General features: G+C 28.6%; 28 protein-coding genes. 13 read left to right on the top strand and 15 right to left on the bottom strand.

What is annotated here, in order from left to right:
* Positions 1-5: 5 nt before the first annotated feature.
* The gene (locus ACQY22_RS02735; protein WP_428325022.1) at positions 6-1,157 is read right to left on the bottom strand and encodes a site-2 protease family protein; all 1,152 of its coding nucleotides are present in this window, start codon (positions 1,155-1,157) and stop codon (positions 6-8) included.
* Positions 1,158-1,245: 88 nt separating this feature from the next.
* Here ACQY22_RS02735 and cutA point away from each other — a divergent pair, with 88 nt between their 5' ends.
* Positions 1,246-1,557: a divalent-cation tolerance protein CutA gene (gene cutA, locus ACQY22_RS02730; protein ID WP_428325021.1), complete on the top strand. Its 312-nt coding sequence runs from the start codon at positions 1,246-1,248 to the stop codon at positions 1,555-1,557.
* On the opposite strand, the gene ACQY22_RS02725 is transcribed toward cutA, so the two are convergent.
* Both ACQY22_RS02725 and ACQY22_RS02720 read right to left on the bottom strand, forming a co-directional pair.
* Entirely contained in the window at positions 1,554-2,603 is a 1,050-nt protein-coding gene (locus tag ACQY22_RS02725) for an mRNA surveillance protein pelota (RefSeq protein ID WP_428325020.1), read from the bottom strand. The genes cutA and ACQY22_RS02725 overlap by 4 nt on opposite strands.
* A 32-nt stretch (positions 2,604-2,635) precedes the next feature.
* Positions 2,636-3,049 carry a hypothetical protein gene (locus tag ACQY22_RS02720; protein ID WP_048071331.1) on the bottom strand — a complete coding sequence of 138 codons (414 nt, stop codon included), beginning with the start codon at positions 3,047-3,049 and terminating at the stop codon, positions 2,636-2,638.
* 138 nt (positions 3,050-3,187) lie between these two features.
* Here ACQY22_RS02720 and ACQY22_RS02715 point away from each other — a divergent pair, with 138 nt between their 5' ends.
* Complete coding sequence (locus ACQY22_RS02715) at positions 3,188-3,640, top strand: secondary thiamine-phosphate synthase enzyme YjbQ (RefSeq protein WP_428325019.1); 453 nt, start codon at positions 3,188-3,190, stop codon at positions 3,638-3,640.
* A gap of 4 nt (positions 3,641-3,644) precedes the next feature.
* Here the strand turns inward: ACQY22_RS02715 and ACQY22_RS02710 are convergent, their stop codons facing one another.
* From ACQY22_RS02710 to ACQY22_RS02700, 3 genes are read right to left on the bottom strand one after another with little or no spacing between them, the layout of a single operon-like run.
* Positions 3,645-3,809 (bottom strand): hypothetical protein, encoded by a 165-nt coding sequence (locus ACQY22_RS02710; protein WP_428325018.1) that lies wholly within the window; start codon positions 3,807-3,809, stop codon positions 3,645-3,647.
* Between the two features lie 42 nt (positions 3,810-3,851).
* Positions 3,852-4,307, bottom strand: coding sequence for a metal-dependent transcriptional regulator (locus ACQY22_RS02705; RefSeq protein ID WP_428325017.1), 456 nt, complete (start codon positions 4,305-4,307; stop codon positions 3,852-3,854).
* A gap of 2 nt (positions 4,308-4,309) precedes the next feature.
* Positions 4,310-5,077, bottom strand: coding sequence for a TrmB family transcriptional regulator (locus ACQY22_RS02700; RefSeq protein WP_428325016.1), 768 nt, complete (start codon positions 5,075-5,077; stop codon positions 4,310-4,312).
* Positions 5,078-5,192: 115 nt separating this feature from the next.
* Between ACQY22_RS02700 and tes the strand changes: the two genes are divergently transcribed.
* Both tes and ACQY22_RS02690 read left to right on the top strand, forming a co-directional pair.
* Positions 5,193-6,857: a tetraether lipid synthase Tes gene (gene tes / locus ACQY22_RS02695; protein ID WP_428325015.1), complete on the top strand. Its 1,665-nt coding sequence runs from the start codon at positions 5,193-5,195 to the stop codon at positions 6,855-6,857.
* A gap of 50 nt (positions 6,858-6,907) precedes the next feature.
* Positions 6,908-7,858, top strand: a complete 951-nt coding sequence (locus tag ACQY22_RS02690) for a glycosyltransferase family 4 protein (protein ID WP_428325014.1) — start codon at positions 6,908-6,910, stop codon at positions 7,856-7,858.
* On the opposite strand, the gene ACQY22_RS02685 is transcribed toward ACQY22_RS02690, so the two are convergent.
* From ACQY22_RS02685 to ACQY22_RS02670, 4 genes are read right to left on the bottom strand one after another with little or no spacing between them, the layout of a single operon-like run.
* Positions 7,855-8,910, bottom strand: a complete 1,056-nt coding sequence (locus ACQY22_RS02685) for a glycosyltransferase family 4 protein (RefSeq protein WP_428325013.1) — start codon at positions 8,908-8,910, stop codon at positions 7,855-7,857. The two genes, ACQY22_RS02690 and ACQY22_RS02685, sit on opposite strands and share 4 nt — an antisense overlap.
* 30 nt (positions 8,911-8,940) lie before the next feature.
* Complete coding sequence (locus ACQY22_RS02680; protein WP_428325012.1) at positions 8,941-9,858, bottom strand: NAD-dependent epimerase/dehydratase family protein; 918 nt, start codon at positions 9,856-9,858, stop codon at positions 8,941-8,943.
* A 45-nt stretch (positions 9,859-9,903) separates the two neighbouring features.
* Positions 9,904-11,211 carry a UDP-glucose dehydrogenase family protein gene (locus tag ACQY22_RS02675; protein WP_428325011.1) on the bottom strand — a complete coding sequence of 436 codons (1,308 nt, stop codon included), beginning with the start codon at positions 11,209-11,211 and terminating at the stop codon, positions 9,904-9,906.
* Positions 11,212-11,234: 23 nt separating this feature from the next.
* Positions 11,235-12,074 carry a sugar phosphate nucleotidyltransferase gene (locus tag ACQY22_RS02670; protein ID WP_428325010.1) on the bottom strand — a complete coding sequence of 280 codons (840 nt, stop codon included), beginning with the start codon at positions 12,072-12,074 and terminating at the stop codon, positions 11,235-11,237.
* Positions 12,075-12,165: 91 nt separating this feature from the next.
* On the opposite strand from ACQY22_RS02670, the gene ACQY22_RS02665 reads away from it, so the two are divergent.
* The 3 genes from ACQY22_RS02665 (at position 12,166) to ACQY22_RS02655 (ending at position 15,746) form a co-directional block, all read left to right on the top strand.
* Entirely contained in the window at positions 12,166-13,536 is a 1,371-nt protein-coding gene (locus tag ACQY22_RS02665) for a nucleotide sugar dehydrogenase (protein ID WP_428325009.1), read from the top strand.
* Positions 13,526-14,743, top strand: a complete 1,218-nt coding sequence (locus ACQY22_RS02660; protein WP_428325008.1) for an asparagine synthase-related protein — start codon at positions 13,526-13,528, stop codon at positions 14,741-14,743. The genes ACQY22_RS02665 and ACQY22_RS02660 overlap by 11 nt, the downstream gene beginning before the upstream one ends.
* Before the next feature lie 73 nt (positions 14,744-14,816).
* Complete coding sequence (locus tag ACQY22_RS02655; protein ID WP_428325007.1) at positions 14,817-15,746, top strand: hypothetical protein; 930 nt, start codon at positions 14,817-14,819, stop codon at positions 15,744-15,746.
* A 4-nt stretch (positions 15,747-15,750) separates the two neighbouring features.
* Here ACQY22_RS02655 and ACQY22_RS02650 read toward each other — a convergent pair whose 3' ends face one another.
* Positions 15,751-16,233 carry a hypothetical protein gene (locus ACQY22_RS02650; protein ID WP_428325006.1) on the bottom strand — a complete coding sequence of 161 codons (483 nt, stop codon included), beginning with the start codon at positions 16,231-16,233 and terminating at the stop codon, positions 15,751-15,753.
* 6 nt (positions 16,234-16,239) lie between these two features.
* Entirely contained in the window at positions 16,240-16,755 is a 516-nt protein-coding gene (locus tag ACQY22_RS02645) for a hypothetical protein (protein WP_428325005.1), read from the bottom strand.
* A 129-nt stretch (positions 16,756-16,884) separates the two neighbouring features.
* On the opposite strand from ACQY22_RS02645, the gene ACQY22_RS02640 reads away from it, so the two are divergent.
* From ACQY22_RS02640 to ACQY22_RS02620, 5 genes are read left to right on the top strand one after another with little or no spacing between them, the layout of a single operon-like run.
* Complete coding sequence (locus tag ACQY22_RS02640; protein ID WP_428325004.1) at positions 16,885-18,231, top strand: sulfatase family protein; 1,347 nt, start codon at positions 16,885-16,887, stop codon at positions 18,229-18,231.
* A gap of 34 nt (positions 18,232-18,265) precedes the next feature.
* Entirely contained in the window at positions 18,266-20,731 is a 2,466-nt protein-coding gene (locus ACQY22_RS02635) for a PEP/pyruvate-binding domain-containing protein (protein ID WP_428325002.1), read from the top strand.
* A gap of 33 nt (positions 20,732-20,764) precedes the next feature.
* Complete coding sequence (locus ACQY22_RS02630) at positions 20,765-21,412, top strand: gamma-glutamyl-gamma-aminobutyrate hydrolase family protein (protein ID WP_428325001.1); 648 nt, start codon at positions 20,765-20,767, stop codon at positions 21,410-21,412.
* Positions 21,397-22,200, top strand: a complete 804-nt coding sequence (locus ACQY22_RS02625; protein WP_428325000.1) for an NTP transferase domain-containing protein — start codon at positions 21,397-21,399, stop codon at positions 22,198-22,200. The genes ACQY22_RS02630 and ACQY22_RS02625 overlap by 16 nt, the downstream gene beginning before the upstream one ends.
* A gap of 2 nt (positions 22,201-22,202) precedes the next feature.
* Entirely contained in the window at positions 22,203-23,318 is a 1,116-nt protein-coding gene (locus ACQY22_RS02620) for a sulfatase family protein (protein ID WP_428324999.1), read from the top strand.
* Here ACQY22_RS02620 and ACQY22_RS02615 read toward each other — a convergent pair.
* The 3 genes from ACQY22_RS02615 to ACQY22_RS02605 form a co-directional block, all read right to left on the bottom strand.
* Positions 23,315-24,004: a formyltransferase family protein gene (locus tag ACQY22_RS02615; protein WP_428324998.1), complete on the bottom strand. Its 690-nt coding sequence runs from the start codon at positions 24,002-24,004 to the stop codon at positions 23,315-23,317. The two genes, ACQY22_RS02620 and ACQY22_RS02615, sit on opposite strands and share 4 nt — an antisense overlap.
* Positions 24,004-24,594: a hypothetical protein gene (locus ACQY22_RS02610; protein WP_428324997.1), complete on the bottom strand. Its 591-nt coding sequence runs from the start codon at positions 24,592-24,594 to the stop codon at positions 24,004-24,006. The genes ACQY22_RS02615 and ACQY22_RS02610 overlap by 1 nt, the downstream gene beginning before the upstream one ends.
* A gap of 86 nt (positions 24,595-24,680) precedes the next feature.
* Entirely contained in the window at positions 24,681-25,598 is a 918-nt protein-coding gene (locus ACQY22_RS02605; RefSeq protein ID WP_428324996.1) for a glycosyltransferase family 2 protein, read from the bottom strand.
* Positions 25,599-25,708: 110 nt separating this feature from the next.
* On the opposite strand from ACQY22_RS02605, the gene rfbF reads away from it, so the two are divergent.
* Positions 25,709-26,476 carry a glucose-1-phosphate cytidylyltransferase gene (gene rfbF / locus ACQY22_RS02600; RefSeq protein WP_428324995.1) on the top strand — a complete coding sequence of 256 codons (768 nt, stop codon included), beginning with the start codon at positions 25,709-25,711 and terminating at the stop codon, positions 26,474-26,476.

Below are 26,476 nucleotides of genomic sequence, written 5' to 3'. Positions count from 1 at the left end.
ATTTTCTATATTGTGAACCAACCAGATTTTACATATGATAGGGCAATGTTTAGACCAAATAAAGCAAAAGTGAATGCATAGATTCCCCACATTATGCCGTTAACTGCTTTTTCTGAAATTCTTTGATCAATAATGGTATGAATGAATTTCCCACCATCTAAAATTGGTAATGGAAGCATATTGATTATTCCAATGAAAAATGAAATCATCCAAAGCCATAGAAGGAACATTGAAACATTTGGATCATTCCATTCAATGAAATTCATTACAGGTTTGTATGCAAATGAATTATCTCTCATAATTCCAATTAATCCTCTTTCTGGGTCATCTGGTGCTGGCATTACTTCAAGACTAAAGTTTAATGGTTGTCCGTCTCTAAGTACAGAAACACTTGCCATGTCTCCTGGATTCAAACTGGGGAAATCCGCCGGACTCAGAATCTGTTTGTCATTGATTGACGTTATGATGTCATTTGCAAGTAATCCTGCTTGCTCTGCTCCTGAATTTTCAATAATTGAAAGAATTAGAACTCCTTCAGGCAATTCATAAAATGTACTCAACAGTGGTTCAGGTAATACCATTGCAAAGAATGGATTTGTAAGCAAAATTGCTCCTAAAACAAATGCAAAAATTACATTTGATGTAGCTCCTGCACCAATAACTCTAAGTTTTGAAATTTTTTTTGCTTTGTTAAATTCTTCTTCGTCAGGTTCTACAAAGCCTGCAAACATTGCAATAAATATTGCAAAACCTCCTGTTTTGATCTTAATTTTTTCTAATGCTGCAACAATGCCATGTGCTCCTTCATGAATCACTAGTACAACTGGAATTGATAGTAGAAAATATGTAATTGATGCAGCTGAAGTTAGTGTGACTCCTGGAATTAGCACTGTTAGTTCTGCAAAATCATCTGGGATAACAAAATAGTTTGCAACATTATTTAGCAAAAACCAGAATGCAAAACCCATCATAATGAAACCTGAAATAACACTTACATCTGCAAAAACTCTAATTCCTCTTCTTGTCCGACTAAGAAGTTTTAACAATACTGAATTGACTTGTTTATTTTTGTAAGTTAAACTGTATGCCTTTATTTCAAAACCATGTTTTTCTAATTTTAACCCCTTGGCAACAATCACAATAACTACCCATGCCATTAACACGTAGATAATCGAATTTTGAGTAATAAAATCAAGTTCCAAATTAATTGTAATTTTTTTATGCTACGGACATTTATCGGTTACTATGAAACCTGTGATAATTATCTCAACATATCCTGATAAAAAATCAATTACAAAAATTGCAAAAATGCTTGTAAAAAATAAAACAGCAGCATGTGTGAATATTTCCAAAATTTCTTCAATCTATTCTTGGAATAAAAAAATAGAAAACACATCTGAATATATTGCTATTTTTAAAACAACACCAAAAAATAAGAAATTACTTAAAGAAAAAATTAAAGAAACTCATCCATATGATGTTCCGGAAATTGCTGAAATAAATCTGACTTCAATTAACAAATCATATCTTGATTGGTTGATAGAATCAACAAACTAAGATTCTATTGAATATCGTAACAAGGAAACAATTCCACCTAAACCAGTTACTCTCAAACCTATATCTGTAGATGAGTCAACACTGTACATCTTCACTCCCTTTTTTTCAATATCATTTAGAAAATCTATCATTTTTTGTTCATCCTCTTGAATGACTTTATCTGAAAAAACCAAAGATTCTACTGCTCCCATTTGATTTGCATTAAAGGTCTCATCAAAACCCATAGTGAATTTTTTACTTTTTTTGTTTGCAAGAAGCATAACTTCATCAATAATTAATGATGCTTTTGCCAACTTACTATCTGCCATTATCTCTTTCATTGTATTTGATTTTGTAAATGTGTAAATTCCATCTTCGCCTCCAGAATCTATTCCTTCAACAACTTGAATTTTGAATTTTTGCAAATTCTGAGATTTTTGAATAAAATTTGAAAATCGTTTCTTTGTTTCTCCTGGACCAAAAATTACTATTGAATCTCCTTCTTTGAGAATAGTTGATATTGCTTGTTGCACTTGTTCAAAAAATTTTTCAATATTAAAATTAGTTTTATATCTTTTCCCTCCAGAACCTGAATAGATATTTGGCATAAATTCCAAATGTGTTCCTCTTAATCTTGCAATTCCACTGTCTCCTGTGTCAATTGCTACTAGTACAAAACCAACTTGTTTATTACTTGATTCTAAAAGATTTTTTTCAAATGGTAACCATTTTTTCTTTGAAATTGTAATACCATCATTGATTTTTAAAATAAATGAATGGTGAGTCCCGTGTGGTACTGATTCATTACTTGATTCTGAAATTGTACCTCCAATTCTTAATCTATCTAGTACATCATCAAGAGAAATCTTTTCTACAGTTAATGCAATTCTAATTTTGATCCTTTCCCCTTTATCTGGTCTTGAATAATCTTTGTCTTGTTTTAGTACTCTAGTTGTATCGCCAATTACTTTATCATTTTCTTTAATAATTCTACGTAAATTTAGGAGATCATCTGAATCCTCTGGAATGACTGAAATTAAATTCTCATCAATATTTTTTGTAATCATGTTGTTGTTCTATTCTACAAAGAGAAAAGAGTTTAGTTAGTTACTTCGTTCGTTTTTTCTTCAGATTTTTTCTTAAGATAACTTTCAACCCAATCTAAAGTAAGAACCCCTGATTCAGCCAAATTTGTTAAAGAATTTGCAGATGCTTCACCGGTTACTTTGCCGTGGTTTCTTTTTAATTGGCGCCATTTGAGAGATGTGTTGCCACTTTTTGAATTATAGATAATTCCTAGAATATCTCTTGCATTAACAAATGTGATGTCCCTAATTTTTTTCAAAGTTACTTTGTCAGCTGCCTCTACATAAATTGCACCCAAACTATCTTCTCTTTCAGCAAATACTTCTGAATCATCCAAATAACTTCTTGGGGCGTAAGATTTACAGGTACTAGAGATGATAAATCTTCTAAAACTTTCTACTGATGCTGGAGTGTCAATTGCAACCATTTTGAATGGATGAACTATTGGCCATTTATCAAGCTTCTTGAAAGACTCAATAGGAATCTGCCTCAAATATGGCTTGCAGGTGGTGATGAACCTATCCCTTTGAAATGATGATGAGGATCTTGAGTTCTGAGCCTGCCCATGATTTTAATTGATGATTACTTTAGAAAAATTATGAATTCGTTAACTGAATATCTCACATTTAATGTTGAAGCCCGTAGAGGATTTGTTAACATCACTCCTGATATTAGAAAATTAGTAACTAAAAGCAAAGTCAAAGAAGGTTTTTGTCTTGTAAATGCGATGCATATTACTGCCAGTGTTTTTATCAATGATAATGAGAGTGGTTTACTTCATGACTATGAAAAATGGTTAGAAGAATTAGCACCTCATGCTCCTGTTGATCAATACAAACACAATGATACTGGAGAAGATAATGCAGATGCTCATCTAAAAAGACAAGTAATGGGAAGAGAAGTAATTGTTGCAATTACAAATGGTGAGTTAGATTTTGGTCCATGGGAGCAAATTTTCTATGGAGAATTTGACGGCAAGCGACCAAAAAGAGTTCTAGTAAAAATAATTGGCGAATAATTTTCTATCCAAAGTCTGCATCACGTTTTTGACTTTGTGATTCATTCTTTCTTGCAGCAGCTCTAAACTCATCATCATGATTCTGAGGTCCATGTCCACACTTTACACATGCAATTTTGAACCCATTATCATTTTTTTCATATGTTTCACATCCACAAAAACATGCCATGATTAATCTAATTTCTAAGATGATATATCTTTTGGGATATTATTATGAAGTTGATTTACAACATTCTCCAACTGGAATGTCATGATCATGGGGACATTTTCTTGGATGCTTTAGCATTGTACATAATGCATCTGTGAATTGTTTATTCATATGATGTTCAATTCCACATACCATTTCTTCATCAATATCTACTTTGAGTGCACTATCCATCAGAACTTCCAAAAGTCTACTGTTTCTCATCATACTAGAACCAATTGCTTGACCTTCATCTGTAAGTTTTACTCCTGCTTTATTGTAAGTGACCAAATTCTTACCATTCAATTTCTTTAACATTTGGACAACACTTGGTTGTCTGACGTTGAGCATTTTTGCTATGGTGCTAATTTTGACTTCTTCTCCTCTTTCTTTGATATGCCAAATTGCTTTGAGATACATCTCTACATGTTCAGCTTCTGCTGTTCCTACAAATAGAGTCTCTTCATCATTTAACACGTCCATACTCATACCTTCTTTGAATCTTTTAATAAATATTCGAAATATTGACGTGCAAATCCTGCTAATCCTGCATGATCTGCCCAAATTGCAACCACATCTGAAGAATTTTCTGCAGCAACTGCTGGTCCCAATAGTATTACAACATATTTCTTATCTGAAATTATTCCTCCACCAAACAAACCTTTCTTGATTTTTACAGTTGCAACTCTTTTGATTGCTTTGATGGACTCTTTATCCATTTTATCTGATGTAAGAATTGTAATTTCTACTCCTTTATCATGTAGTGATCTTAATTTTGGTAATGCTTGTTTAACTAACTCTTCTCCCGCTTCCGGTAGTGCAATCATAACTTCATTTCTACACGTCTCCACCATTTCAAGAATTTTTGCTGCAATGTTTATGGCGCCTGATAATACCCAAATGTCTGGTTTTTCACTTGTTCCACTTTTTTCATACAAAGGAACTAGTTCATTTAGAATAACACTTTGATTCTCTGAAAAATCATTTTCCATTTTTTGCTTTGTAGTTTCTAATCCTGTTGATGGTGACTTTGCAAAATATTTAGTTGGTCTTGAATCATCTGTTCCAATCCATCCTTTCTCTTCTAGAGTTCCTAGAACTTCGTAAATTTTTGAATATGGGACTCCTGATTTTTGACTGAGCTCTGATGCTGTTAATTCTCCTGATTTTAGTAATGCTGAAAATGTTCTAATCTCATAACTTGTTAGACCTATTTTTTCTAATGCTTTTCTAGTCTTATCTGATATGCTCATGCGATCTAGTCGATCAGTTTTGATATTTAAATCACATATGCCTACTTCCTAAATTCCACCCGAGGCCAAGTATGAAATGCATTATATACCATTTCTGAAAAATGCCCATGTAGGCATGGCTCTAATTCAAATATCTAATCAAACTACAAAGAATTTAGGTAAAAAATCCACTATTAGATTTACTCAAAGTATCTGTCCTGATTGTAACATGATTTTAGATGCAGAAGTATTTGAGAGAGATAACAAAGTCTTCATGTCTAAAGTTTGTCCAACTCACGGTGAATGTGAGGAATTATACTTTGGTTCTTACGAATTATACAAAAAATTCAGTACCTACTGGATGGATGGGAAAGGTGCTCATTCTCCAAACGTAATGATTGACAAATGTTCTTGTCCAAATAACTGTGGATTATGTTCAAATCACTTGTCTCACAGTGGACTTGCAAACATGATTGTAACTAACAGATGTGATTTGACATGTTGGTATTGTTTCTTCTATGTAAAGAAAGGTCTTGAAGGTGCTTACATGTATGAACCAGATCATACTCAAATTAGAGGTATGATGAAGACTCTAAGAGCAGAAAGACCAATTCCAGGAAACTCTATGCAAATCACTGGTGGTGAACCAATGCTTAGAGAAGATATTGCTGATGTTATCAAAATTATGAAAGAAGAAGGTGTTGATCATATTCAGATGAACACTAATGGTATTAGACATGCAATGGATCCAGAAGCAGCACGAGAAGTAAGACTTGCTGGATGTAACAACTTGTATCTTTCATTTGATGGTGTAACTGCAAGAACAAATCCAAAGAATCACTGGGAAATTCCATATGCACTTGATAGTTGCAGAAAGACAGGAACAACTGTTGTATTTGTTCCAACCGTAATCAAATCAATTAATGATCATGAATTAGGTGGAATTATTAGATATGCTCAGAAGAATATGGATGTAGTTCACGCTGTTAACTTCCAACCAGTATCACTAACTGGTAGAATGGGTAAAAGTGAACGTGAAAAATATAGAATTACAGTTCCTGATTGTATTCAAAGAATTGAAGAGCAAACAAATGGTGAGGTAACTGTTGATGATTGGTTCCCAGTACCAAGTTGCATGCCATTAACAAATGTAATTGAAGCCTTCTCAAGCAAACCAAAATATGAATTATCAATTCACTTTGCTTGTGGTGCAGGAACATACATCTTTGAAGATGAAGAAACAAAGAAATTTGTCCCATTAACAAAATTCTGTGATATTCAAGGAATGTTAGAATTATTTGAAGATAAAGCCGAAGAAATTCGTTCTGGTAAAAACAAATACTTTACAATGCTTGAAGTTGTAAGAAAACTCAAAGGATTTGTTGATTCAAAGAAACAACCAGCAGGATTAGACTTGGCAAAGATGTTTGGTAATATCTTAATGAAGAGATCGTTTGATTCAGTTGGTTCTTGGCATGTCAAAGGATTGTTCCTTGGTATGATGCACTTCCAAGACAAATACAATGAAGACCTAGAAAGACTACAAAGATGTGATATTCATTATGTTACTCCTGATCTTAGAATCGTTCCATTCTGTGCATTTAATGTAATTCCTGAATGGTATAGAGATAGAATCCAAAAGAAATACTCTATCACTGTAGAAGAATGGGAAGAGAGAGAAGGTGTTAAACTCGAAGACGGTCTTTACAGAGGTCTTATGAGACGTGGCGCTGGTGATGAACTTGCAGCAGGATGTGCAAAAAGTGAAATGTTCCACCAAGCAGCACAGGCTACCATGTAGAACCATTTTTAATATAATACCTTAAAAAGTCTCCAAACACATTTTGTTTTGTGAAATTTCTTTTTATTTCTCCTAGATTTTCTGGTGGAATTGGAGGACATGCTGCAATGCTTGCTAATCAATTACAAAATTTAGGACACGATGTAACGAAAATGCCCACTCCTCATATTCCAATAAAAAATCTCAAGAATCCCAGTTTTGCAATTTTAGGAGCGTTAAAAGGAATTGTTAGCAGAGAAAATTATGATATTGTGCATGCATTTAACATTCCATCTGCATTTGCGATGCATTATGCAAAAGGAAAGAAAAAAGTTCTTTCAGTTCATGGAGTTTTTAGTGATCAAGTAAAAGCAATTCATTCATCTACAACTAGTTCAATTGCAACAAATGTTGAGTCCAAAGTTCTAAAATGGCCTGATAAACTAACTACTGATTCTAAAACTTCTCAAATTCAATATGAAAAAAAACTGTCCCATAATTTTGAATATTTACCTTCTCCAATTGACACTGAAATGTTTGATCAAATTCCTAATGTGGAAAAATCAATAAATCAAATTGCATACATTGGAAGGGATAGTTTTGAAAAAGGTATTGATGTTCTCAAAAACATTGAATATGAAATTAATGGAGATGTTGTTTATTGTGTAGATAAATCTTGGAAAGAAACAATGCAAATTCTCAAATCATCTACTATGTTGGTAGTACCTTCTAGAATGGAAAGTCTACCAACTGTGATTAAAGAAGCATTTTTCCTAAAAATACCTGTTATAGCTACTGATGTTGGAGGAATTCCAGAGTTGATTAAAGACAATGAAACAGGAATTTTGACAGAATCCGAAAATTCCCAAATACTATTGAAAAATATCAATAGTTTACTATCTGATATTTCGTTACAAGAGAAATTATCTTCTAATGGATATGATTACGTACTTGAAAATTTCACTTGGAAAAAAATTCTCCCAAAATATGTAAAATTTTATGAAAATTTACTAAATTCCTAATTTTTTAGATGTGTATCTAAGATCTCCTTGAATCTTTTTGCAATTACCTTCCAATCAAAATTTTCTATAACAAATTCTCTTCCTGCTTTTCCCATTTTAGTTGAAGATATTTCTTTTAAAAGAATTGAAATTTTTTCTTCTAGATCCACAGAATCATTCTTTTTAATTAAAAAACCTGTTTTTCCGTCAATAATTAATTCTGGAATTCCTCCAACATTTGTTGCAATTACTGGTTTTTCCATTAACTGAGCTTCCAACAATGTTAATGGAGACATATCAATTCCACTGATTAATGCATACCCGTCAATTTCTGACAGAAATTCTCTAATTTTGTTAGGATATTCTAATGCTCCAATCCATTTAAAATTTTTTGATTTGTTCAGCTCTGGTAATACTTCGTCTTTGTAAGGACCATCTCCAACCCAATAAAATGTAACTTGCGGAAATTTTTTCATTACTTTAGTTAGCATAAGCATTTCCTTTGTTTTTTCTAAAATATTTGCGCTTTGTACTAATCCTATGCATGGATGATTTAGATTCATTCCTTTTTGTTCATGCCAATTGTCTGGATTTATTCCCTGATACAGAACATGTACTTTTTTTCTAGGAAACTGTTCTAATGTTCTTTTTTTGAGGTGTTCACAAATGGGTAAAATCATTGTTGATTTCTCAAAACATTCTTTTGCTATTTCATCCCATTTTTTTAGTGCCCTTTTTTTTGGAAATGATTTGTAAAGAGTTTCCTCAGCCATTTTCATCTCTTTCCAAAAATCTCCTCTTAAATGAACAATCAATGGAATTTTTGATTTAATTGCAGATAATCCAAAATGTCGTTGTCTGTCAACAAAAATTACATCTGGTTTAAAATCTTCAACTAATTTTAAAATTTTTTTATCTTTTTGTATCCAATTTGAAATTTTCCTACTAGGGTAACCATCAGAATAATCAACATCAAGCACTACTTTGGTTTTGATCCCTACTTCCTCTAATGCTAACGCAAATTCTTTAAGATGAAATATTTTTGAACTTGATCCTCCAATTAGTAATTTCATTATCTTCTATTCTCATTAAAATTTGAATTTTTATTTAATATTAAAGGTTGAAATTTTTTTCTTTAGCCATTCTTCTAAGAATACAGTAGGTTTCCAATTCAATTCTTTTTTGATATGTGAAATATCTGAAATAGTTATTCTCACATCTCCTTTTAATGGAGGACAGAAAATTGGTTCTAATTTCAAACCTGAAAATTTAATTATTAATTTTGCAATGTCTAAAATAGATATGGTTGTTCCTGTGCCCACATTAAAGAATGTGTGATCAACCTTACTCTCCATTGATAATATGTTTGCTGAAACAACATCTTCGACATAAACAAAATCTCTTGATTGTAATCCGTCCCCATTGATTTTTGGAGCCAGTTTTTCCTTTATTCTATCCAAGAACAATGTAATTACTCCTGCATATTCTTTTGATTGACCTTCTCCAAATACATTGAGATATCTTAAGCCTATAACTTTGAGACCTTGTGACGCAAATTTAATTGCCAGTTTTTCTTTTTCAAGTTTTGTTTCAGCATACGGATTTATTGGATTCTTCGGATCGTTTTCTTTAATTGGTAAATTAACTGGATTTCCATAAATGCTGGATGAGCTGGAATATACTACTTTTATTCCATTTTCTTGTGCAACTTTGAAAATATTTTCAGTACCCTTTACGTTTACATCATAATATTCCTCTGGTTTTTCAAATGATTCTTGTACTGATGCTCTAGCTGCTAAATGAAAAATTCCATCTTTGTCTACACAAATTTCTCTTAGTGTGTCTAAATCTCTTATGTCACCTTTGACAAAATTAATTCTATCTTTAATATGTTCAACATTACTAATTTTACCTGTATTAAGATCATCAAGAATTGTTACAGAATAATTTTTTTCTACTAAAGCCTTAGCTAAATGACTCCCAATAAATCCTGCCCCTCCAGTAATTAGAAATTTTTTCATATTTGTTAAAAATTTACTCTTTTAAAATAGATTGCTACAAAATAATTATTTTCCAATTCCAAGTGCAATGTATGTACAATCTAATTTTGAATTTTTGAGAATTCTTCTAGAATCAATAACTATTTTATTTTTCATATTTTTTAAAATTTTATTTTGAATTTTTGAATATTCAGGCCACGCAGTCATGATTATACAACAATTACTATCTTTTAATGCTAAAGAAATTGAATTCTCATATGTTATTTTATCTTTAAATTTTGTTCTAGTATTTTCTATTGCCATTGGATCATGAACTGTAATTTTTGCTTGATTTTTTAATAGTTCTTTAATGATTTTTAGCGAAATTGAATCTCTTATATCATCTGTATGTGGTTTAAAGGCTAATCCTAAAACCGTAATTTTTTTATTTTTAATACTACCACAAGTATTTTTGATTATTTTTAAAATATTTTCAATTTGCTGTTGATTGATTTTTTCTACAGCTGACAAGAAAGTTGGTGAAACTCCTGCTTTTGATGAAAAATTCATTATTGCTTTAACATCTTTTGGCAAACAAGAACCACCATAACCTGGCCCAGCATTTAAGAATAATTTCCCTATTCTAGGATCCAATCCAATCGCACTAGCAACATCATCTACATTTGCTCCTGGTATATTTTGGCAAATATTTGATAATTGATTAATGAAACTAATTTTTGTAGCTAAAAATGAATTATTAGCATATTTGATAATCTCTGCTGTTTGGTGATTTGTAACAATAATTGGAACACCTGGATGTAATTTTGACAAAAATTTTTTTGCTTTATCCATAAATTTTGTTCTATTTCCTCCTAGAATGACAACATGTGGAAATTTTGTATCTCTTATTGCAGTTGTTTCTTGTAGAAACTCTGGATTTGATACTAATCCGAATTCTCTTCCAGCTTTTTTACCTGAAAATTTTTCTAAAATTCTGGACACAGTATTTTGTGCAACCCCTGGTATTACAGTACTTTTTAGAAATATGATTGGGGTTTTTTTACTATTTTTAATTATTTTACCTATCTCTTGAGTTGCATTTTTTATCATTGAAAGTTGTATTTCTCCGTTTGATTTTTGAGGGGTTCCAACAGTTATGAAAATTATGTCACAATCTTTTAACGAAATAAAATTATCAGTTATGGTTAATTTTTTTCTAAAACCATTCTTTAGAGTTTTTTCTAAATCAGGTTCAAAAAATGGTATTTTGAAATCATTGATTTTTTTACATTTTTCTTTATCTGTATCTATTCCAACAACATCATACCCTTTTGATGCTAAAACACTAGTAAGTGATAATCCCACAAAACCTAAACCTACAATACCTATTTTCATTTTTTACTCATTCTCATCTAAAATTATGCTTTTCTAAATGTAATGTCTTGTGCGTCTCTATAGGATTTGACTGTACCTACATCAACTTCTTCTTCATTTTTATTTAATATTATTGCAAGAACTTTTTGTTTTTGTTGGATCATTTTTTGAATTGCATCTGTAAGTTGAAATTCTTTGCCTTTTCCTGGTTTAATTTTTTTTAAATTTGAAAAAATTTCTGCTCTGAAATAATATAATGGCAATATTCCAAATTCTGATTTTGGTTTTTCAGGCTTTTCAATAACTTCTTTGACTGAGAACAAGCCATTTGAAATTTTTTCTACAGTAGGAACCCCGTATCTTTTTGAATCCTTTACTTTTTTACATAATAAAATAGCTTTAGCATCTGGATTTTTCTTAGCAATGTCAATTAAACGCATAATGGGATGTTTCAAGTTACTTAAAATTGTAACATCTCCTGCATGTACAATAAAATCTTCCGAACCCACATACTTTTCAGATCTTCTTACTGCATCTCCAAAACCCAGTGGCTTATTTTGATTAATCCAAACTAGATGAGATTTTTCTAATTTCTGATAAAATTTTTTCATAATGGTTTTGTATTCTCCATCTAAATCTCTCAAGTATGATTCATGAGGAGTAAAATGATCTTCGATTGATCTTTTCTCTCTACCAACAACAAAACAATAATCTCTAAAATTCATTGAATACAATTGTTCATATACATACTGTAAAAGTGGAATGACTACTTTTTTACTTGAAAACATTTGTGAAAATATTGGCATCATTTCCTTAGGCATTTCCTTTGTAAATGGCAAAAGTCTTGTTCCTTTTCCTGCTGCAGTTATTACAATTTTCGTCATGAAAATCTGTTTTGTAGTTTTTCTTTATGTTTTTAACACTTTGTATAGTTAATTATTATAATTAAAATAGGTACATTTTCATCAAAAAATAATGTCTGATTTCAAAATAAATATGAGTGATCCTAGCCAAGTTAGTAATTCATTATCTTCTCGTTCTCTTCGTGTATGTGTTATTGGAATTGGACGAATTGGTTTGCCTACTGCTCTATCTTTTGCTAAATCTGGATTACAAACAATTGGAGTTGATATTAATGAAGATTTGATTGAAAAAATAAACTCTGGAATATTTCCACTAAAAGATGAACCTGGATATGAAGAAATCTTTAATCAAGTGTTATCTGAAAAAACATTTTCAGCTACCACAAAAATTGAAGATGCTGTTCCAAACTCTGATCTAATATTATTATCTCTGCCGACCCCTATGGACGAAAATAATGTTCCTGATTACTCAGCTTTAACAAGTGTTGGAACTAAACTTTCAGAAATTTTATCTCCAAATTCTTTGGTGATCGTTGAAAGCACAATTGAACCTGGTTTTATAGAAAATGAATTAATTTCAATAATCTCAAAAACTCAGAGATTGAAGATTGAAAACAATTTCTTTATTGGTGTTTGTCCTGAGAATGCAAATCCTGGTGAGATTTTACACGACTTTACTAACTTACCAAGACTTGTAGGTGGAATTAATGATACCGTCAGCAAAATTATTAAAATGATTTACAATTTTGTTTTCTCAGTTGATTTAATTGAAATGCCTAATTGTAAAACTGCAAATGCTGTAAAACTAACAACAAATGTTTTTCGAGATATCAACATTGCATTTATTAGCGAATTATCACTAATGTTTGAAAAATTAGGAATAGATACTTTTCAAGTACTAGAAGCTGCCAAAAAGAAATACAATTTTCAAATTCACTATCCTGGAGCTGGAGTTGGAGGCCCATGTTTGCCGATAAATTCCTACCAACTTCTTAATACTGCTAGACGAACAGGTGTTAAACTAAACATAATTGAATCTGGAAGACAAATAAATGAAAAAATGCCTGATCATGTGATAGAACTCACTAAAAATGCTTTTGATGAATCTAACATAAATTTTGAAAATGCTAATATCCTAATTCTAGGCGTTTCTTACAAACCGAATGTAAAAGATATTCAATTATCCCCTGCAAAAAATATTATTGAAAAATTTCAAAATCTACATGCTAATGTTCACATTTATGATCCATTCTTTCCTGCAAGTACAATATTTGGCATAAAAGTTGAAGATAATTTTGAAAATATTATTCCGTCATTGGATGCTGTTATTATCGTCACTGCTCATGATGATTTTAAAAAAATTCCAATTAGTTCCTTTTCTCGAATGAGACATTCTATATTGATTGATACTCGAGGAATTGTTGATCCACAATCTGCAAAAAATGAAAAATTAATTTTTAGAGGATTAGGACGTGGAGAGTAATTCTACATTAAACCCTAATTCTATAGTAAATATTCTCACTTTACGTTACGATCCTTCGCTTCCAACCCAATTATCTAAAAAAACTTGGAAAGACTTTCAATCTTTAGATATAGTACCTGATATTGATTATATTGAAAATTTACTTCAGGAAAATATTTTAAAAAAATTAAATTCAGTTAATACAAAAAAACTTTGTATTGCTTTAAGCGGAGGTGTAGATTCTACACTTGTTTTATCTCTTATTCGAAAATACAATCCTGATATTGAGATAGATGCAATATCCATAAGATTTGCTAATAGTGTTGATGAAACTACCAGTGCTTCAAAAATTGCTGAAACTTTTGAGGCTAATCATCACATTATTTCCCTTGAAAATTATCTTTCTGAATTACCAAAAGCAATAAGTTTAATCAAATTACCTTTTTGGGATTTACACTGGTATTATGTGGCAAAAAAAGCCAAAAGCCTTTCAAACATTCTTGCTTCTGGTGATGGTGGAGATGAAATATTTTCTGGATATACATTTAGATATAAAAAATTCTTATCAATAACAAATTCTGATTCAACACCTCTTGATAAAGTAAAAGCATATCTGTCATGTCATGAAAGAGATCGTGTACCTGATCAAAAATTTCTTTTTGGTGAAAGAGCTACTTTTTCTTGGGATAGTGTTTACAAATCTCTTTTACCCTATTTTGATAATCCCTTGTCTAGATTAGAACAAGTTTTTGTTGCCGATTATAATGGAAAATTAATGTACAACTTTAATCCAATTAACTCTAGAATTGTAAAACATTTCAATATTGAAGTTCTTGCACCTTTGTTAAATGAAAATATTATTTCCTATGGTCTACAAATTCTTACTAAATTCAAATATGATACAACAAATAATGTAGGAAAGTTACCTTTAAGAAAACTGCTTGAAAAAAATAACGCTAACTCTTTAATTTCAAAAGAAAAACTTGGATTTAATGTTAATACTATCAATCTGTGGAAATCCCATGGTCACAAACTCTGTAAAGAATTTCTTGAAAATCCTAGAATAGTACAAGAAGGATGGATCAATAATGATTGGATACAAAAATATATTGATAAACCTGATTTGGACGTAAAATACGTAAATAAATTTCTAGGACTATTGGCATTTGAAATTTGGTATAGGTTGTTTATTACTAAAGAAATTAGCAGTGATGATAAATTAGATTAATTTGTATTGATTGTTGAACTGTGATATGGAAAAAATAAAAACAGCATTTATCTATAAAGAATCAAATCCCTATATGTCCAAAACAGCCTGGGCAACAACTTATTATCATTTCTTTATGAATGCTCTAAAACGTCATCCTTCTCTTGATATGAGTTATTTTCCAGCTGAAAAAACCTTTGATGCAACCAAATTAAAAAATAAATTTGATATAATTTTGCTTTGGGAAAATCATCCTTGGGGAAGTCCTGATGTGTTAGAAGGAATTAAAAAAATTAACATCCCAGTAATTTGTAGAATTAATGATGCTCATGATGCAAAAATTAAAGGGAAAATTCAATATCATGAAAAATACAAGATAGACCATTATTTTGGGTATATGCCTAAACCATTTTTTTATAAATATTATCCAAAAACTTTTCCTTACAAAGAAATCTTTTATGGTGTTGAACCAAGTCTTTACAAAAATTTGACTCCCTTTTCAAAAAGAATAAAATCAAAAATTTTATGCTCTGGTGCTGCTGCAAGTAACAAATTATCTTTTAGATTAAAGGATGTTCTTAGGGGTGAACAAAGTATGTGGAAACATTACAAATTAAGGACAAAATGCATTGACCTCCCATATGTTGACTATACATCTACATTGCAACACGAATACATCAATGACAAATATCCTTTATTGTTAATGAAATATTGTAGTTCTATTTCGGCCCATTCTTTGTATCCTGTTATCAAATATTGGGAAAGTACTGCTGCAGGATGTCTAACTTTTATGGAAGTAACTGAAAAAAATTATGCAAATATTTTAGGCTTTAAAAATAAAGAAACTGCTATTTTCATAAATGAAAAAAATTACAAAAAATTACTTTCTGAATTTATCTATGATCAAAACAACCCAAAATGGGCTGAAATTGCACAAAATGGGTATGATTACACAATGAAAAATTTAACAAATGATGTTGCAGCAAATTCTCTTGTGGAACTTTTTAAAGAATATGTGAAGTAAATCTTTAATTTATATCAAAATTTGTACCTGATATTGTTTTATGTTTAAAGTGCTCTTTAATTTTCTCTTGTAATTGATTAAATTTTTTAATTTCTTCATCTGTTAATTTTTCATCTTTTAACATCTTCATTACCATCTCATTAGAAAACAAGTATGCTGCAACGATAACTTCTGTGTTGAGAAGATTTCTTCTTGCATGTGGATTTGTTTCAATTGCTACGTCAGCTTCTGATTTAAATCCAGCACTTCTTTTAAAATGAATATATCCTGCTCCGACAAGTACTGGAATACCTACAATTACTGTAACTATCACATAATGGGTAAAAGATGGAAAAATTTGTTGTAATATTGGAATATTTTCGATTGCAAGATAATATGTTACAACTAATGTATTAATCGCAGCAAAGATAAATGCAAAATAAACACTCCAACCAGTTCTAAAATAGAACCAAGATCTAAAGCTTTTTGAACTTTTTTTTGCACTCATCTCATTTCATCCAATTATTTTATCGATCTCAATTAAAGTTTCTTCATTAATAGTTCTATTTTTCTTATGTTCTAAAATTTTATTTTTTAACTCATTTATTTCATTTAATTCTAAATTTGTAATTTTTTCACCATTCATTTTCTTAATTAATAAAGAATTTAATCTAAAAATCACTACCAAAATGACTTCTGTATTATTTAAAATTCTAAATTGATGCTTATTTGTTTCTACTCTTATGTCTGATTCAGCCTTAAATGCATGACTTCTTTTAAAATGAATATATCCTGCTCCTAGAAGTACTGGAATCCCAACAATTACTGCCCCTAATACGTAATATGCAAAAGATGGAAAAATCTCCTGTAGCATTGGAATGTGATCTATTGCAAGAAAATATGTGATTACTAATGTGTTAACCATTGCAAAGATTAATGCAAAATATGATGCCCATCCTATTCTAAAATATACCCATAAACGAAATTCTTTATTTGGATTATTAGCTCGTGCAACAGAATCTCTAGTCATACTTCAATGAATTTAATCAACTATATCAATTACTCTACAATTGAGTTTCAAGATAAATTGGAACAGTTTATTTAAACATCATTCATAAAAACATAGAAAATATATTGAAAACTTGTAAAGATTTTACAAATGCAACCCAACATATTATTAATTGTTTTAGATTCGTTACGTGCTGATAAATTATTTGGAAAAAATAAAACTACAAAAACCCCTACAATTGATTCAATGATAAAAAATGGAATTTATTTTTCAAATGCACACACAACAAATCAATACACTTCACAAGTAATGCAAAGTATTTTTTCTGGTCGTTTTCTATTAAATGATGAATTTACAAAAAATTATTCTTTTGAACATAGTTTTTTATTTCAACTAGAAAAACTTGGATATCATAATTACACTCTTAATAAAAAAGATGTTTTTTTGCAAGGGTTGAGAGAAAAATTCTCTGATGATGATATTAGTTTTAATGATGAAGAAAATATCTATACTGGATTAGAGGAAAGAATTCTAAAAAAAATATCAAAAATTAAAAAACCTTGGTTTTATTATATACATCTTCAAGATTTACATACTCCATGTGTAGTTCCTGAAAATCTTTCCCACTTGAATCTAAAAGACAGATATGATCAAAATATCAATCAAATTGATTTACTTATTAAAAAAATCCTACAAGAAATTAATATTGATGAGACACTAGTAATTATAACTTCAGATCATGGTGAATATATTTCCCCAATTGAAGAAGCTCAAAAAGAAACTCCATCAACTCGTACATTTGTTAAAAATAAATTTAAAAACATACTTCCTTTACAAACACGTGAAAAAATACACAAAAAAAAGAAAATTTTACAAAGTAAATTTGAATCAATAAAAACTGACTCAACCCATGAAAAAAGAACTGTCTTGTATAATCGGAGAATGCTTAGTAAAACATTATTTGATGATATTACTCATGTGCCATTACTTTTTTATGGTTTTAAAATCAACCCTCATCTTCCCATCAATCAACAGGTTTGTAATGTTGATATTTTTCCAACAATTTTTGAATTATTAGAATTTTCTTCCAATAAAAATAATTTTCATGGAAACAGCTTTGCATCTTTGTTAAAAAACCAAAAATCTGACCCCGCCCCTATTTATTTAACAAGCTTACCAATTTTAGAACAATTAAAAGCAAATATAAAATTAGAATCTTCTGATCCTGTTGTCGGTATTAGAACCCCAAATTTCAAATATTTTAGAAATTTTAAAAATGAAAATCAAAATGTAAATCTTTTTGATCTACAAAATGATCCATTTGAACAAAATAATATTGCAAAATCTAATCCTAAAGTAATTGAAAAAATGGAGTCTTATCTTAGAAATTTTAAAATATCTTCAAAAGAAGATAAAATTGATAAAAAACCGGAAAAAATTGATGACTCTGAAATTAAAAAAGCAAAAGATGTATTAAAAAAATTAGGCTATATATAATAATTAAATTTTTTACATCGATGTTTAATAAAATATGGTAAATACAATGAAAAAATCTAAAAATAATTCTAAAATTCAATCTATTTTCACGTCAAAATCAAATGTTCTGAAATTTCTAAACAAACAACTAAAATTTTCTAAAATTGAGCCGCTCCTTGATTTTACAATTAATGACTGGAAACATGATCAAGAAAAAATTTTAACAGAAATAAAAAAACAATTTAAAAAGAAAAAAATAATCATACGAAGTTCTGCTTTAGGTGAGGATTCAATAGAAACTTCAGAAGCTGGAAAATATGAAAGTTTTCTAAATATAGATTCAAATTCTAAATCTCAATTAATTTCAACAGTTAACAAAATTATATCTTCATATACAAACAATCAAAATGTTAATAATCAAAATCAGATTTTAGTGCAACATCAAACACAAAATATTGTTATGAGTGGTGTGATTTTTACTAGAACTCCAATATTGAATTCTCCATATTATATAATAAATTATGAAGAAGGCTCTTCAACTACTGGTGTAACCCATGGTTCAATCAACAAAACAATAAAACTTTTTAAAAATATTAAATCTTCCAAATTAAATAAACAATGGAAATTATTATTAAAATCAATTAAAGAACTTGAATCAATAATTTCATCTGATTCTTTAGATATAGAATTTGGAATTACTAAAAAAAATCAAATTATAATATTTCAAGTTCGTCCTATTACTTCAATATCTAAAAAACGAAGCAACACCCTAGATGTCAAAATAAAAAATCAAATAGATAAAAACAAACAACTATTTTCAAAATTACAATCATCTAATTTGTTATCTGGAAATTCACTAGTTTTTTCTGATATGGCTGATTGGAATCCTGCAGAAATAATTGGAAATAATCCAAAACCATTAGACTATTCGCTATATGATTTTTTGATTATGAGTGAGGTTTGGTATAGAGGGCGAGTCAAAATTGGATATCAAAAATTTAATTCTCATTCACTTATGTACAAATTTGGAAATAAACCATATGTTAACATTTTAGCTAGCTTCAATTCATTAATACCAAAAAACATTCCGCAAAAATTAAGAAAAAAACTAATGAATTTTTATTTAAAAAAATTATCTGATAATCCACATTTACATGATAAAATTGAATTTGAAATTTTATTTCCATCATATGATCTAAGACTAAAAAAACGATTAAATGAATTAAAAAACCATAATTTTTCAAATGAAGAAATTCATGCAATTTATGAAATTTTATTATCATTTACACAATCAACAATAAACGATTTCCCGAAAACACTTCAATCCTGTAATGAATCTGTTATTCAACTCAAAACAAATAGAATAAAATGTTTAGAAAATTTGGAGAGAACACAAAACTATTCTAAAAAATTGAAAATTGCAAAAACCTTGTTATCTGATTGTAAATCTTTTGGAACATTACCTTTTTCAACTATGGCTAGAATTTCGTTTGTTGGTAATTCTTTTTTAAAAAGTTTAGTACATGAAGAATTTTTCACTCAATCTACATATGACAAATTTATGAATACTATAGAATCACCACTATCCAATTTTCAAAATGATCTCAATCGATTTTATGCCAAGAAGATGAGTAAAAGTAATTTTCTAAAAAAATATGGTCATTTAAGACCAGGGACATATGATATTACGATCGATAGATATGATAAAGAAAATCCTTTTTTGAATGATATTAAATTCAATTCCATAAATTACAATTTTGAAAAATCTTTTAACATATCACTACAAGATGTTTCAATTCTAAAAGATATCGGAATCTCACCTAATGAACTTTTTTCATTCATTAGAAATTCATTAAAAATGCGTGAAGAAATAAAATTTGAATTCACCAAAAATCTGAGTGATTTTCTAGAAATAATTGCGGAAATAGGAATTGAGTTAGGTTTTACTCGACAAGAATTATCATTTCTTGATCTTAAAACTATTTTCTCTTCTACTGAAAAATATAACAAATCACAACTCAAATCATTTTGGAACAAGAAAATTAACCAAAATAAAAGAAAGGCTGAAATCAATGATTATTTGATTCTTCCACCTATAATTTTTTCAACAAATGATTTTGAATATATTGAATATTATTCTGCAAAACCTAATTTTATAACTGAAAAAACTGTTAAATCTAAAATTATTAATCTTGATAACTCAAAAAAAGATCAAATGTTAGAAAATAAGATAGTACTTTTAGAACATGCTGATCCTGGGTTTGATTGGATATTCACTAGAAATCCTGCTGGGCTGATTACAAAATATGGTGGTGTTGCTTCACATATGTCAATACGATGTTCTGAAATGAATATGCCTGCAGCAATTGGCTGTGGCGAAGTTTTGTATAATGCTGTATCTCAATCCTCAAAAATATTACTTGATTGTAAAAATGAACAAGTTATTAGTTTAGAGCAGAAAAAAAATGATGAATTTTTTGAAGAAAAAAAGATACTAAAATCTCTAGGATATATCAAATAGAATATAATAAAGCATAATCCAATAAGAAAACTAATGTCAAAGAGAATTGGATTATCTCTCAGAATTCAAAATATTGAAAAATTCAATGAAAAAAGAGATTCTATTAGTCATGATTGGATATATTTTCTACAGAGTTTAGATTTTTTACCTATTCTAATTCCTAATACTTTACAAAATGTAGAAAGTTATCTGTCTCAATTAGATTTAGATGCTGTTGTTTTATCTGGCGGAGATAATATTGGTGAATTTCCAGAACGAGATGAAACTGAAAATAAAATTTTAGAATATTCTATGAAAAACTCCATTCCAGTTTTGGGTGTGTGTAGAGGAATGCAATTAATCAATACTTACTTTAATGGAAAAATAAGCAAAAATAATAATTCAAGTCATGTTGGAAAAAATCATGAAATTTTAATTACTAATTCAAATTTTGAGAATATTCTTAAACACAACAAATTACAAGTTAATTCATTTCATAATAATTTAATTAAAAAAACTGATATTGCTAAGGATTTAGAAATTTTTGCATTATCTGAAAATGATTCTACCATTGAAGGATATTTTCATAAAAAATTTCCTATAATTGGTGTAATGTGGCATCCTGAAAGAGATAGGGAATCAAAACACCAATTACACATAATTGATATTATTTGTAATAAAATACCTTGGAAAAAAAATTGAAAGGAATAATTTTAGCTGCAGGTGAAGGCAAAAGATTACGACCATTAACAAATGATGTTCCAAAAGCTATGGTAGATTTTTGTGGATTAACATTACTTGAAAGACAAATTAATACAATGAGGAATTGTAAGGTAGATGATATTATAGTTGTTACAGGTTACAAATCTGATAAAATAAATATTCCGGGTATAGATTATGTACAAAATAAAAAATTTAATTCTACAAATATGTTAGAAAGCTTATTTTGTGCTGAAAAAAAACTAGAAGGTGATCTAATAATTTCTTATGCTGATATTATTTATGAACAAACGGTATTACAACAACTATCTAATTCTGAAGAACAAATTACGGTAGTCATAGATAAAAAATGGCAATCATATTGGGAAAAACGCTTTGATGATCCACTAATTGATTCTGAAAGTCTAAAAATTAATTCAAGAGGAAACATTACTGATATTGGTCAAAAGGTAAGTAATATTGCCAATATTCAAGGACAGTATATTGGATTGATGAAATTTAATTCTGTAGGTGTAAAAATTTTAAAAGATTTTTACAATAAATGTAAGAATAAAAGTAAACTTGGCAGAAACGTACTAAATCCAAACATCCCATTTGAAAAATCATACATGACAGATTTGCTTCAAGGTCTGATAAAATCCCATATTGAATTGAAAGCATTGATTATCAATGGAGGATGGTTGGAATTTGATTCATTTGATGACTATAATCTTTATCAAAAAATGATTTCTGAAAATACTCTTAACCAATTAATTAATTTAGATCGTTAAAGATGAAACCAAATATTATTTTTGTATTATTGGATGGTTCTAGATATGATCGAATTAATGAATCTCCCGAATTTGTTGAATTATTGAAAGAAGGAACTTTACTGAATAATGTAAGTACAGCGATACCCTATACATTTGGTTCAATAAATGTAATTTTTTCAGGAGAGTATGGAAAAACAAATGGTGTAAATGGATATTATAAAGTCGCCAATCTCAAGCCTGAAATTCCTTTTTTACCTGAAATATTACATGATAATGGTTACTTTACATCAAGAAGTTTGATTAATGATGATATTTTGTCCCCTAGAGGATTTGATATTCGAGAAGATTTTAACGAATATAAAATTGATCTTAATAACGAACATACCAAATTCATTAAAGAGACTTTTAAGAATGCAAATGGAAAACCATTTTTTACATTTTTACAGTACACAAAGATTCATACAATTACTGTAACTGAAGTTCTTAAAAAATTTGAATGGGATGATAAACTTTTTTATGAAAATCAACAAAAAAACTTAAAACAATATGATGAAATTTTTAAAGAAACAGGTCATTATGCAAAAAACATTTTTCACACAATTAAAGAATTGGGAATTTTAAATAATACAATAATAGTTTTTTTTACTGATCATGGAACTGGAGTAGGTGAACGTTTTGGTGAAAGAAATTATGGCTCTTTTACTTTTGAAGAGACAATCAGAACATTTTACACTTTTGTAGGACAAAAAATTAGAAAAAGTTCAGTATCAAACTCTTTGTTGTCAACAATTGACATCATGCCAACAATTTTAGAAATTTGTAATATTGATATTCCTAAAAATCTTAAAGGTAAAAGCTTTTTCAAATTTTTAATTGGTAATGAAAAAAAAGTTGATGATAGAGAATTTACATTTTCTGAAACAGGTGCACTTCATGGACCATACCCATCTCCTGAAGAATCAAATGTGTTTTGTATAAAGAATAAGCAATACAAATTAATTTTTTATAAAACACCAAATACTTTTGAATTATTTAATTTAGATAAAGATCCTAATGAAAAAAACAACATCTACGGAACTAACTTAAAAATTGAAGAAATATTAAAACAAAAATTATTTGAATGGATCAATTATTAAATATTTTTTTGACAACTTAAAATTGCAATGTGTTTTAAGACTGGATGAATAATATAGTAAGTTGTTCCTTCTGTCGGTATTTGTTTTTTATATTTATGATTTTTCAAGTCATTTTTTTTAAGGATGTCTATTAATGTCTCAGATCTAATATGTGGATCGTAAATTTCATCAACAAAACTATGTGATGGTTTTTCAAATTTTCGTTGATATATTATATCTCCTGTGTCTAACCCTTTATTCAGAATTATTCCAGATACTCCACATACGTTCCTATCTAAGATACTATAATAGAAACAAGTGCTGCCCTTGTAATCTGGAACAATTCCTGGATGAAGATGGATAAATTTCAATTTACAATTTAAAATTTCTTCTTTTAGAATTCCCCCACCTGTAAAAATCATATAATCTAAATCTAGTTTTTTTAGGTAATTTACTAATTCTTGATTATTTATATCGACAAATGGAAATTCTTTAAATTGTAAATTATTTTTTTGTAGTGTCTCAATAATTTTTTCTGATATGTCAAATCCGTATTTTTTTCCTTGAGATATAATTTCATCTAAAATTTCTTCGTTTTTTGATTCATTCATAAAAATTATTTCGTCTAGATGAATATTTTTTGCTAGAATTTTTTGTAAATATGCTTTTGAACGATTATCTTCTGTAAGAATAATCCCTAATTTCATTATACCTCAAGTCCTTTTTGATGACAGATTTCTTGAATAAATTTTAATTCATTTTCCAAATTGGTTTTTAATAAAAAGAGATCCATTTGTTCATTAATATTTTTAATTTGAGAAATTGAAAGATCATTTATCTTAAGTGATGTGTTAAGATATTTTAGATTATTAGTTTCATCATATTTGTTCAAACACAAAAAAGTAAGTAACAAATAATTTCTTAAATTTTTATGATCTTTACTTTTTTCTATTAAACTCAAATCATATGTTGTAAACAATTTCTTTTTAATCTCAAATTTTTTTATAAAATTATCAATTTTCAAATTTATTTTATTTTCATTAATTTTTTTACATAGGAGTTTTGCCAAAAAATTTTCTAGTATGATTTCTTCTTCATTTTTATCAATTTCTATATCACAAAAATAATGTATTATATCACTTAATGACAAATTATCTTTGAGTAAATATTCAATTTTTTGAATCCATTCTTTTCTAGATAAGAAATATGATTCTAAAAATTCGTACCCTCCAAATTTTGAAAAACTATATTTTTCTGGATTTTTAAGCAAATCTTGATTAGAATAATTATATTTCATAGTATTTCCCTAGTAAATTAATAAAATTTCTTTGCAATTTTTGTTTTAAAAATTAATCTAATCATAATATTTCTTACCTCTTTGAATTAATTATCTCTTGAAAAAATTTCAAGAATTACTAATCTTTGTGCCCTATAGTTATCCTTGACATAACGCTTCAATAAATGTTTAAAAAAAATCTTAGGACCGACAACTGTTAATATATTTAATGTAACTGGAACAAAAGGAAAAAGACTGTTTAAAATTCCGAATTTCCAATAATTTTTAGTTGTACTGAATAATTTCTTGTAGAAGTTTGTATTTGTTTTACCTCCCATGTATTTGTACATCAATATCTCCTCTTCAACATTCAAATCTCCATATTTTAACATCTTAAGAATTATTGGTAATTCCCAAGTAAGAAAATTTCTCTTAACCATTGATTTTTTCAAATATTTAGTTCTATAAATCGCGTACAAATATTCAAATTTTCCAAAATCATAAAGAAATTTTATTTTTTTTTCATAATCTCCTACAAGTGGATGAACATATTCATATTTTTTTTTTGGTATTGTTTGATTAAATTTTTTAAAATCTTTTTCTTTCCATAATTCATAAAAAAATTCTATTTCACTAATACTGCCTATATAATTAGGATTTTTTTCAAGAAATATTATGTTTTTTTCTATAAATTCTGGATGCCAAACATCATCAACTGCAGCCCACATGAAATATTTTCCTTTTGCATGTTGCAGGACAAAATTAAAATTTCCAACCATTTGTATGTTTGATTTTTGTTGAAAGAAAGATATTCTATCGTCTAATTTTTCGTATTCTTGACAAATTTTTCCTGTTAAATCTGTTGAAAAATTATCTGAGATAATTATTTCAAAATCATAAAATGTTTGCTTAAGAAGTGAATCTAGACATTTACGTATGAATTTCTCTCCATTGAAAACAGGAACTCCAATACTTAATTTTGGTTTTTTTTCTACTTGCACAATTTTTTTCTCTTTTATATCCAATTTAGTGTTTTAAAATTAGTTTTTTAATTTAATAACAATTATTCACTATATGATTATTTTTGATTAAAAACAATTGTATGACATTTATACTTAATAGTGTGATTTCTTTTGTGAAAGTAGTTATACTAGCTGGAGGATTCGGAACAAGGATTAGTGAGGAAACTCATTCTAGACCAAAACCTATGATTGAGATAGGCAATATGCCTTTACTCTGGCATATTATGAAAATTTATTCTTCATTTAATTTTAATGATTTTCTTATTTGTTGTGGATACAAAGGATATATGATAAAAGAATATTTTGCAAACTATTCATTACATATGTCTGATATAACAATTGATTTAACTAAGAATAACTTAGAAGTCCATCAAAAATTTGTTGAACCTTGGAAAATAACTCTTGTCGATACAGGAATAAATACTCAAACTGGTGGACGACTAAAAAGAATTAAAAATTATCTTGAAGATGAAACATTTTGCTTTACTTATGGTGATGGATTATCTGATATTAATATTTCAGCATGTGTTGATTTTCATAAAAATAGTAAAAACATTGGAACTGTAACTGCAGTTCAACCTCCTGGCAGATTTGGTGCACTACAAATAGAAAATAATACTGTCAAAAATTTTCAGGAAAAACCCCAAGGTGATTCAAGTTGGATCAATGGTGGTTTCTTTGTTTTTGAACCATCAGTTTTTGACTACATTGAGGATGATGATACAATTCTTGAACGTAAACCCCTCGAAATATTGGCGGAAAAAGGAAAGTTAGGAGCTTACAAACATTCTGGTTTTTGGCAAGGATTGGATACATTAAGAGATAAAAATCACTTAGAAAATTTATGGAATACAAATTCTGCTCCTTGGAAATTATGGTAA

The sequence above is a fragment of the Candidatus Nitrosopumilus sp. genome (assembly GCF_965263415.1).
Lineage (GTDB): Archaea > Thermoproteota > Nitrososphaeria > Nitrososphaerales > Nitrosopumilaceae > Nitrosopumilus.
The sequence above is the reverse complement of the archived record's forward strand: the minus strand, read 5'-3'. Positions and strand labels throughout refer to the sequence as shown.

What these genes read in the sequence shown, in the direction of transcription:
- ACQY22_RS02735 (WP_428325022.1), bottom strand. Translation starts at nt 1,157, where the DNA reads ATGGCATGGGTAGTTATTGTGATTGTTGCCAAGGGGTTAAAATTAGAA.
- cutA (WP_428325021.1), top strand. Translation starts at nt 1,246, where the DNA reads ATGAAACCTGTGATAATTATCTCAACATATCCTGATAAAAAATCAATT.
- ACQY22_RS02725 (WP_428325020.1), bottom strand. Translation starts at nt 2,603, where the DNA reads ATGATTACAAAAAATATTGATGAGAATTTAATTTCAGTCATTCCAGAG.
- ACQY22_RS02720 (WP_048071331.1), bottom strand. Translation starts at nt 3,049, where the DNA reads ATGGTTGCAATTGACACTCCAGCATCAGTAGAAAGTTTTAGAAGATTT.
- ACQY22_RS02715 (WP_428325019.1), top strand. Translation starts at nt 3,188, where the DNA reads ATGATTTTAATTGATGATTACTTTAGAAAAATTATGAATTCGTTAACT.
- ACQY22_RS02710 (WP_428325018.1), bottom strand. Translation starts at nt 3,809, where the DNA reads ATGGCATGTTTTTGTGGATGTGAAACATATGAAAAAAATGATAATGGG.
- ACQY22_RS02705 (WP_428325017.1), bottom strand. Translation starts at nt 4,307, where the DNA reads ATGGACGTGTTAAATGATGAAGAGACTCTATTTGTAGGAACAGCAGAA.
- ACQY22_RS02700 (WP_428325016.1), bottom strand. Translation starts at nt 5,077, where the DNA reads ATGAGCATATCAGATAAGACTAGAAAAGCATTAGAAAAAATAGGTCTA.
- tes (WP_428325015.1), top strand. Translation starts at nt 5,193, where the DNA reads ATGGCTCTAATTCAAATATCTAATCAAACTACAAAGAATTTAGGTAAA.
- ACQY22_RS02685 (WP_428325013.1), bottom strand. Translation starts at nt 8,910, where the DNA reads ATGAAATTACTAATTGGAGGATCAAGTTCAAAAATATTTCATCTTAAA.
- ACQY22_RS02680 (WP_428325012.1), bottom strand. Translation starts at nt 9,858, where the DNA reads ATGAAAAAATTTCTAATTACTGGAGGGGCAGGATTTATTGGGAGTCAT.
- ACQY22_RS02675 (WP_428325011.1), bottom strand. Translation starts at nt 11,211, where the DNA reads ATGAAAATAGGTATTGTAGGTTTAGGTTTTGTGGGATTATCACTTACT.
- ACQY22_RS02670 (WP_428325010.1), bottom strand. Translation starts at nt 12,074, where the DNA reads ATGACGAAAATTGTAATAACTGCAGCAGGAAAAGGAACAAGACTTTTG.
- ACQY22_RS02665 (WP_428325009.1), top strand. Translation starts at nt 12,166, where the DNA reads ATGTCTGATTTCAAAATAAATATGAGTGATCCTAGCCAAGTTAGTAAT.
- ACQY22_RS02655 (WP_428325007.1), top strand. Translation starts at nt 14,817, where the DNA reads ATGTCCAAAACAGCCTGGGCAACAACTTATTATCATTTCTTTATGAAT.
- ACQY22_RS02650 (WP_428325006.1), bottom strand. Translation starts at nt 16,233, where the DNA reads ATGAGTGCAAAAAAAAGTTCAAAAAGCTTTAGATCTTGGTTCTATTTT.
- ACQY22_RS02645 (WP_428325005.1), bottom strand. Translation starts at nt 16,755, where the DNA reads ATGACTAGAGATTCTGTTGCACGAGCTAATAATCCAAATAAAGAATTT.
- ACQY22_RS02640 (WP_428325004.1), top strand. Translation starts at nt 16,885, where the DNA reads ATGCAACCCAACATATTATTAATTGTTTTAGATTCGTTACGTGCTGAT.
- ACQY22_RS02635 (WP_428325002.1), top strand. Translation starts at nt 18,266, where the DNA reads ATGGTAAATACAATGAAAAAATCTAAAAATAATTCTAAAATTCAATCT.
- ACQY22_RS02630 (WP_428325001.1), top strand. Translation starts at nt 20,765, where the DNA reads ATGTCAAAGAGAATTGGATTATCTCTCAGAATTCAAAATATTGAAAAA.
- ACQY22_RS02620 (WP_428324999.1), top strand. Translation starts at nt 22,203, where the DNA reads ATGAAACCAAATATTATTTTTGTATTATTGGATGGTTCTAGATATGAT.
- ACQY22_RS02615 (WP_428324998.1), bottom strand. Translation starts at nt 24,004, where the DNA reads ATGAAATTAGGGATTATTCTTACAGAAGATAATCGTTCAAAAGCATAT.
- ACQY22_RS02610 (WP_428324997.1), bottom strand. Translation starts at nt 24,594, where the DNA reads ATGAAATATAATTATTCTAATCAAGATTTGCTTAAAAATCCAGAAAAA.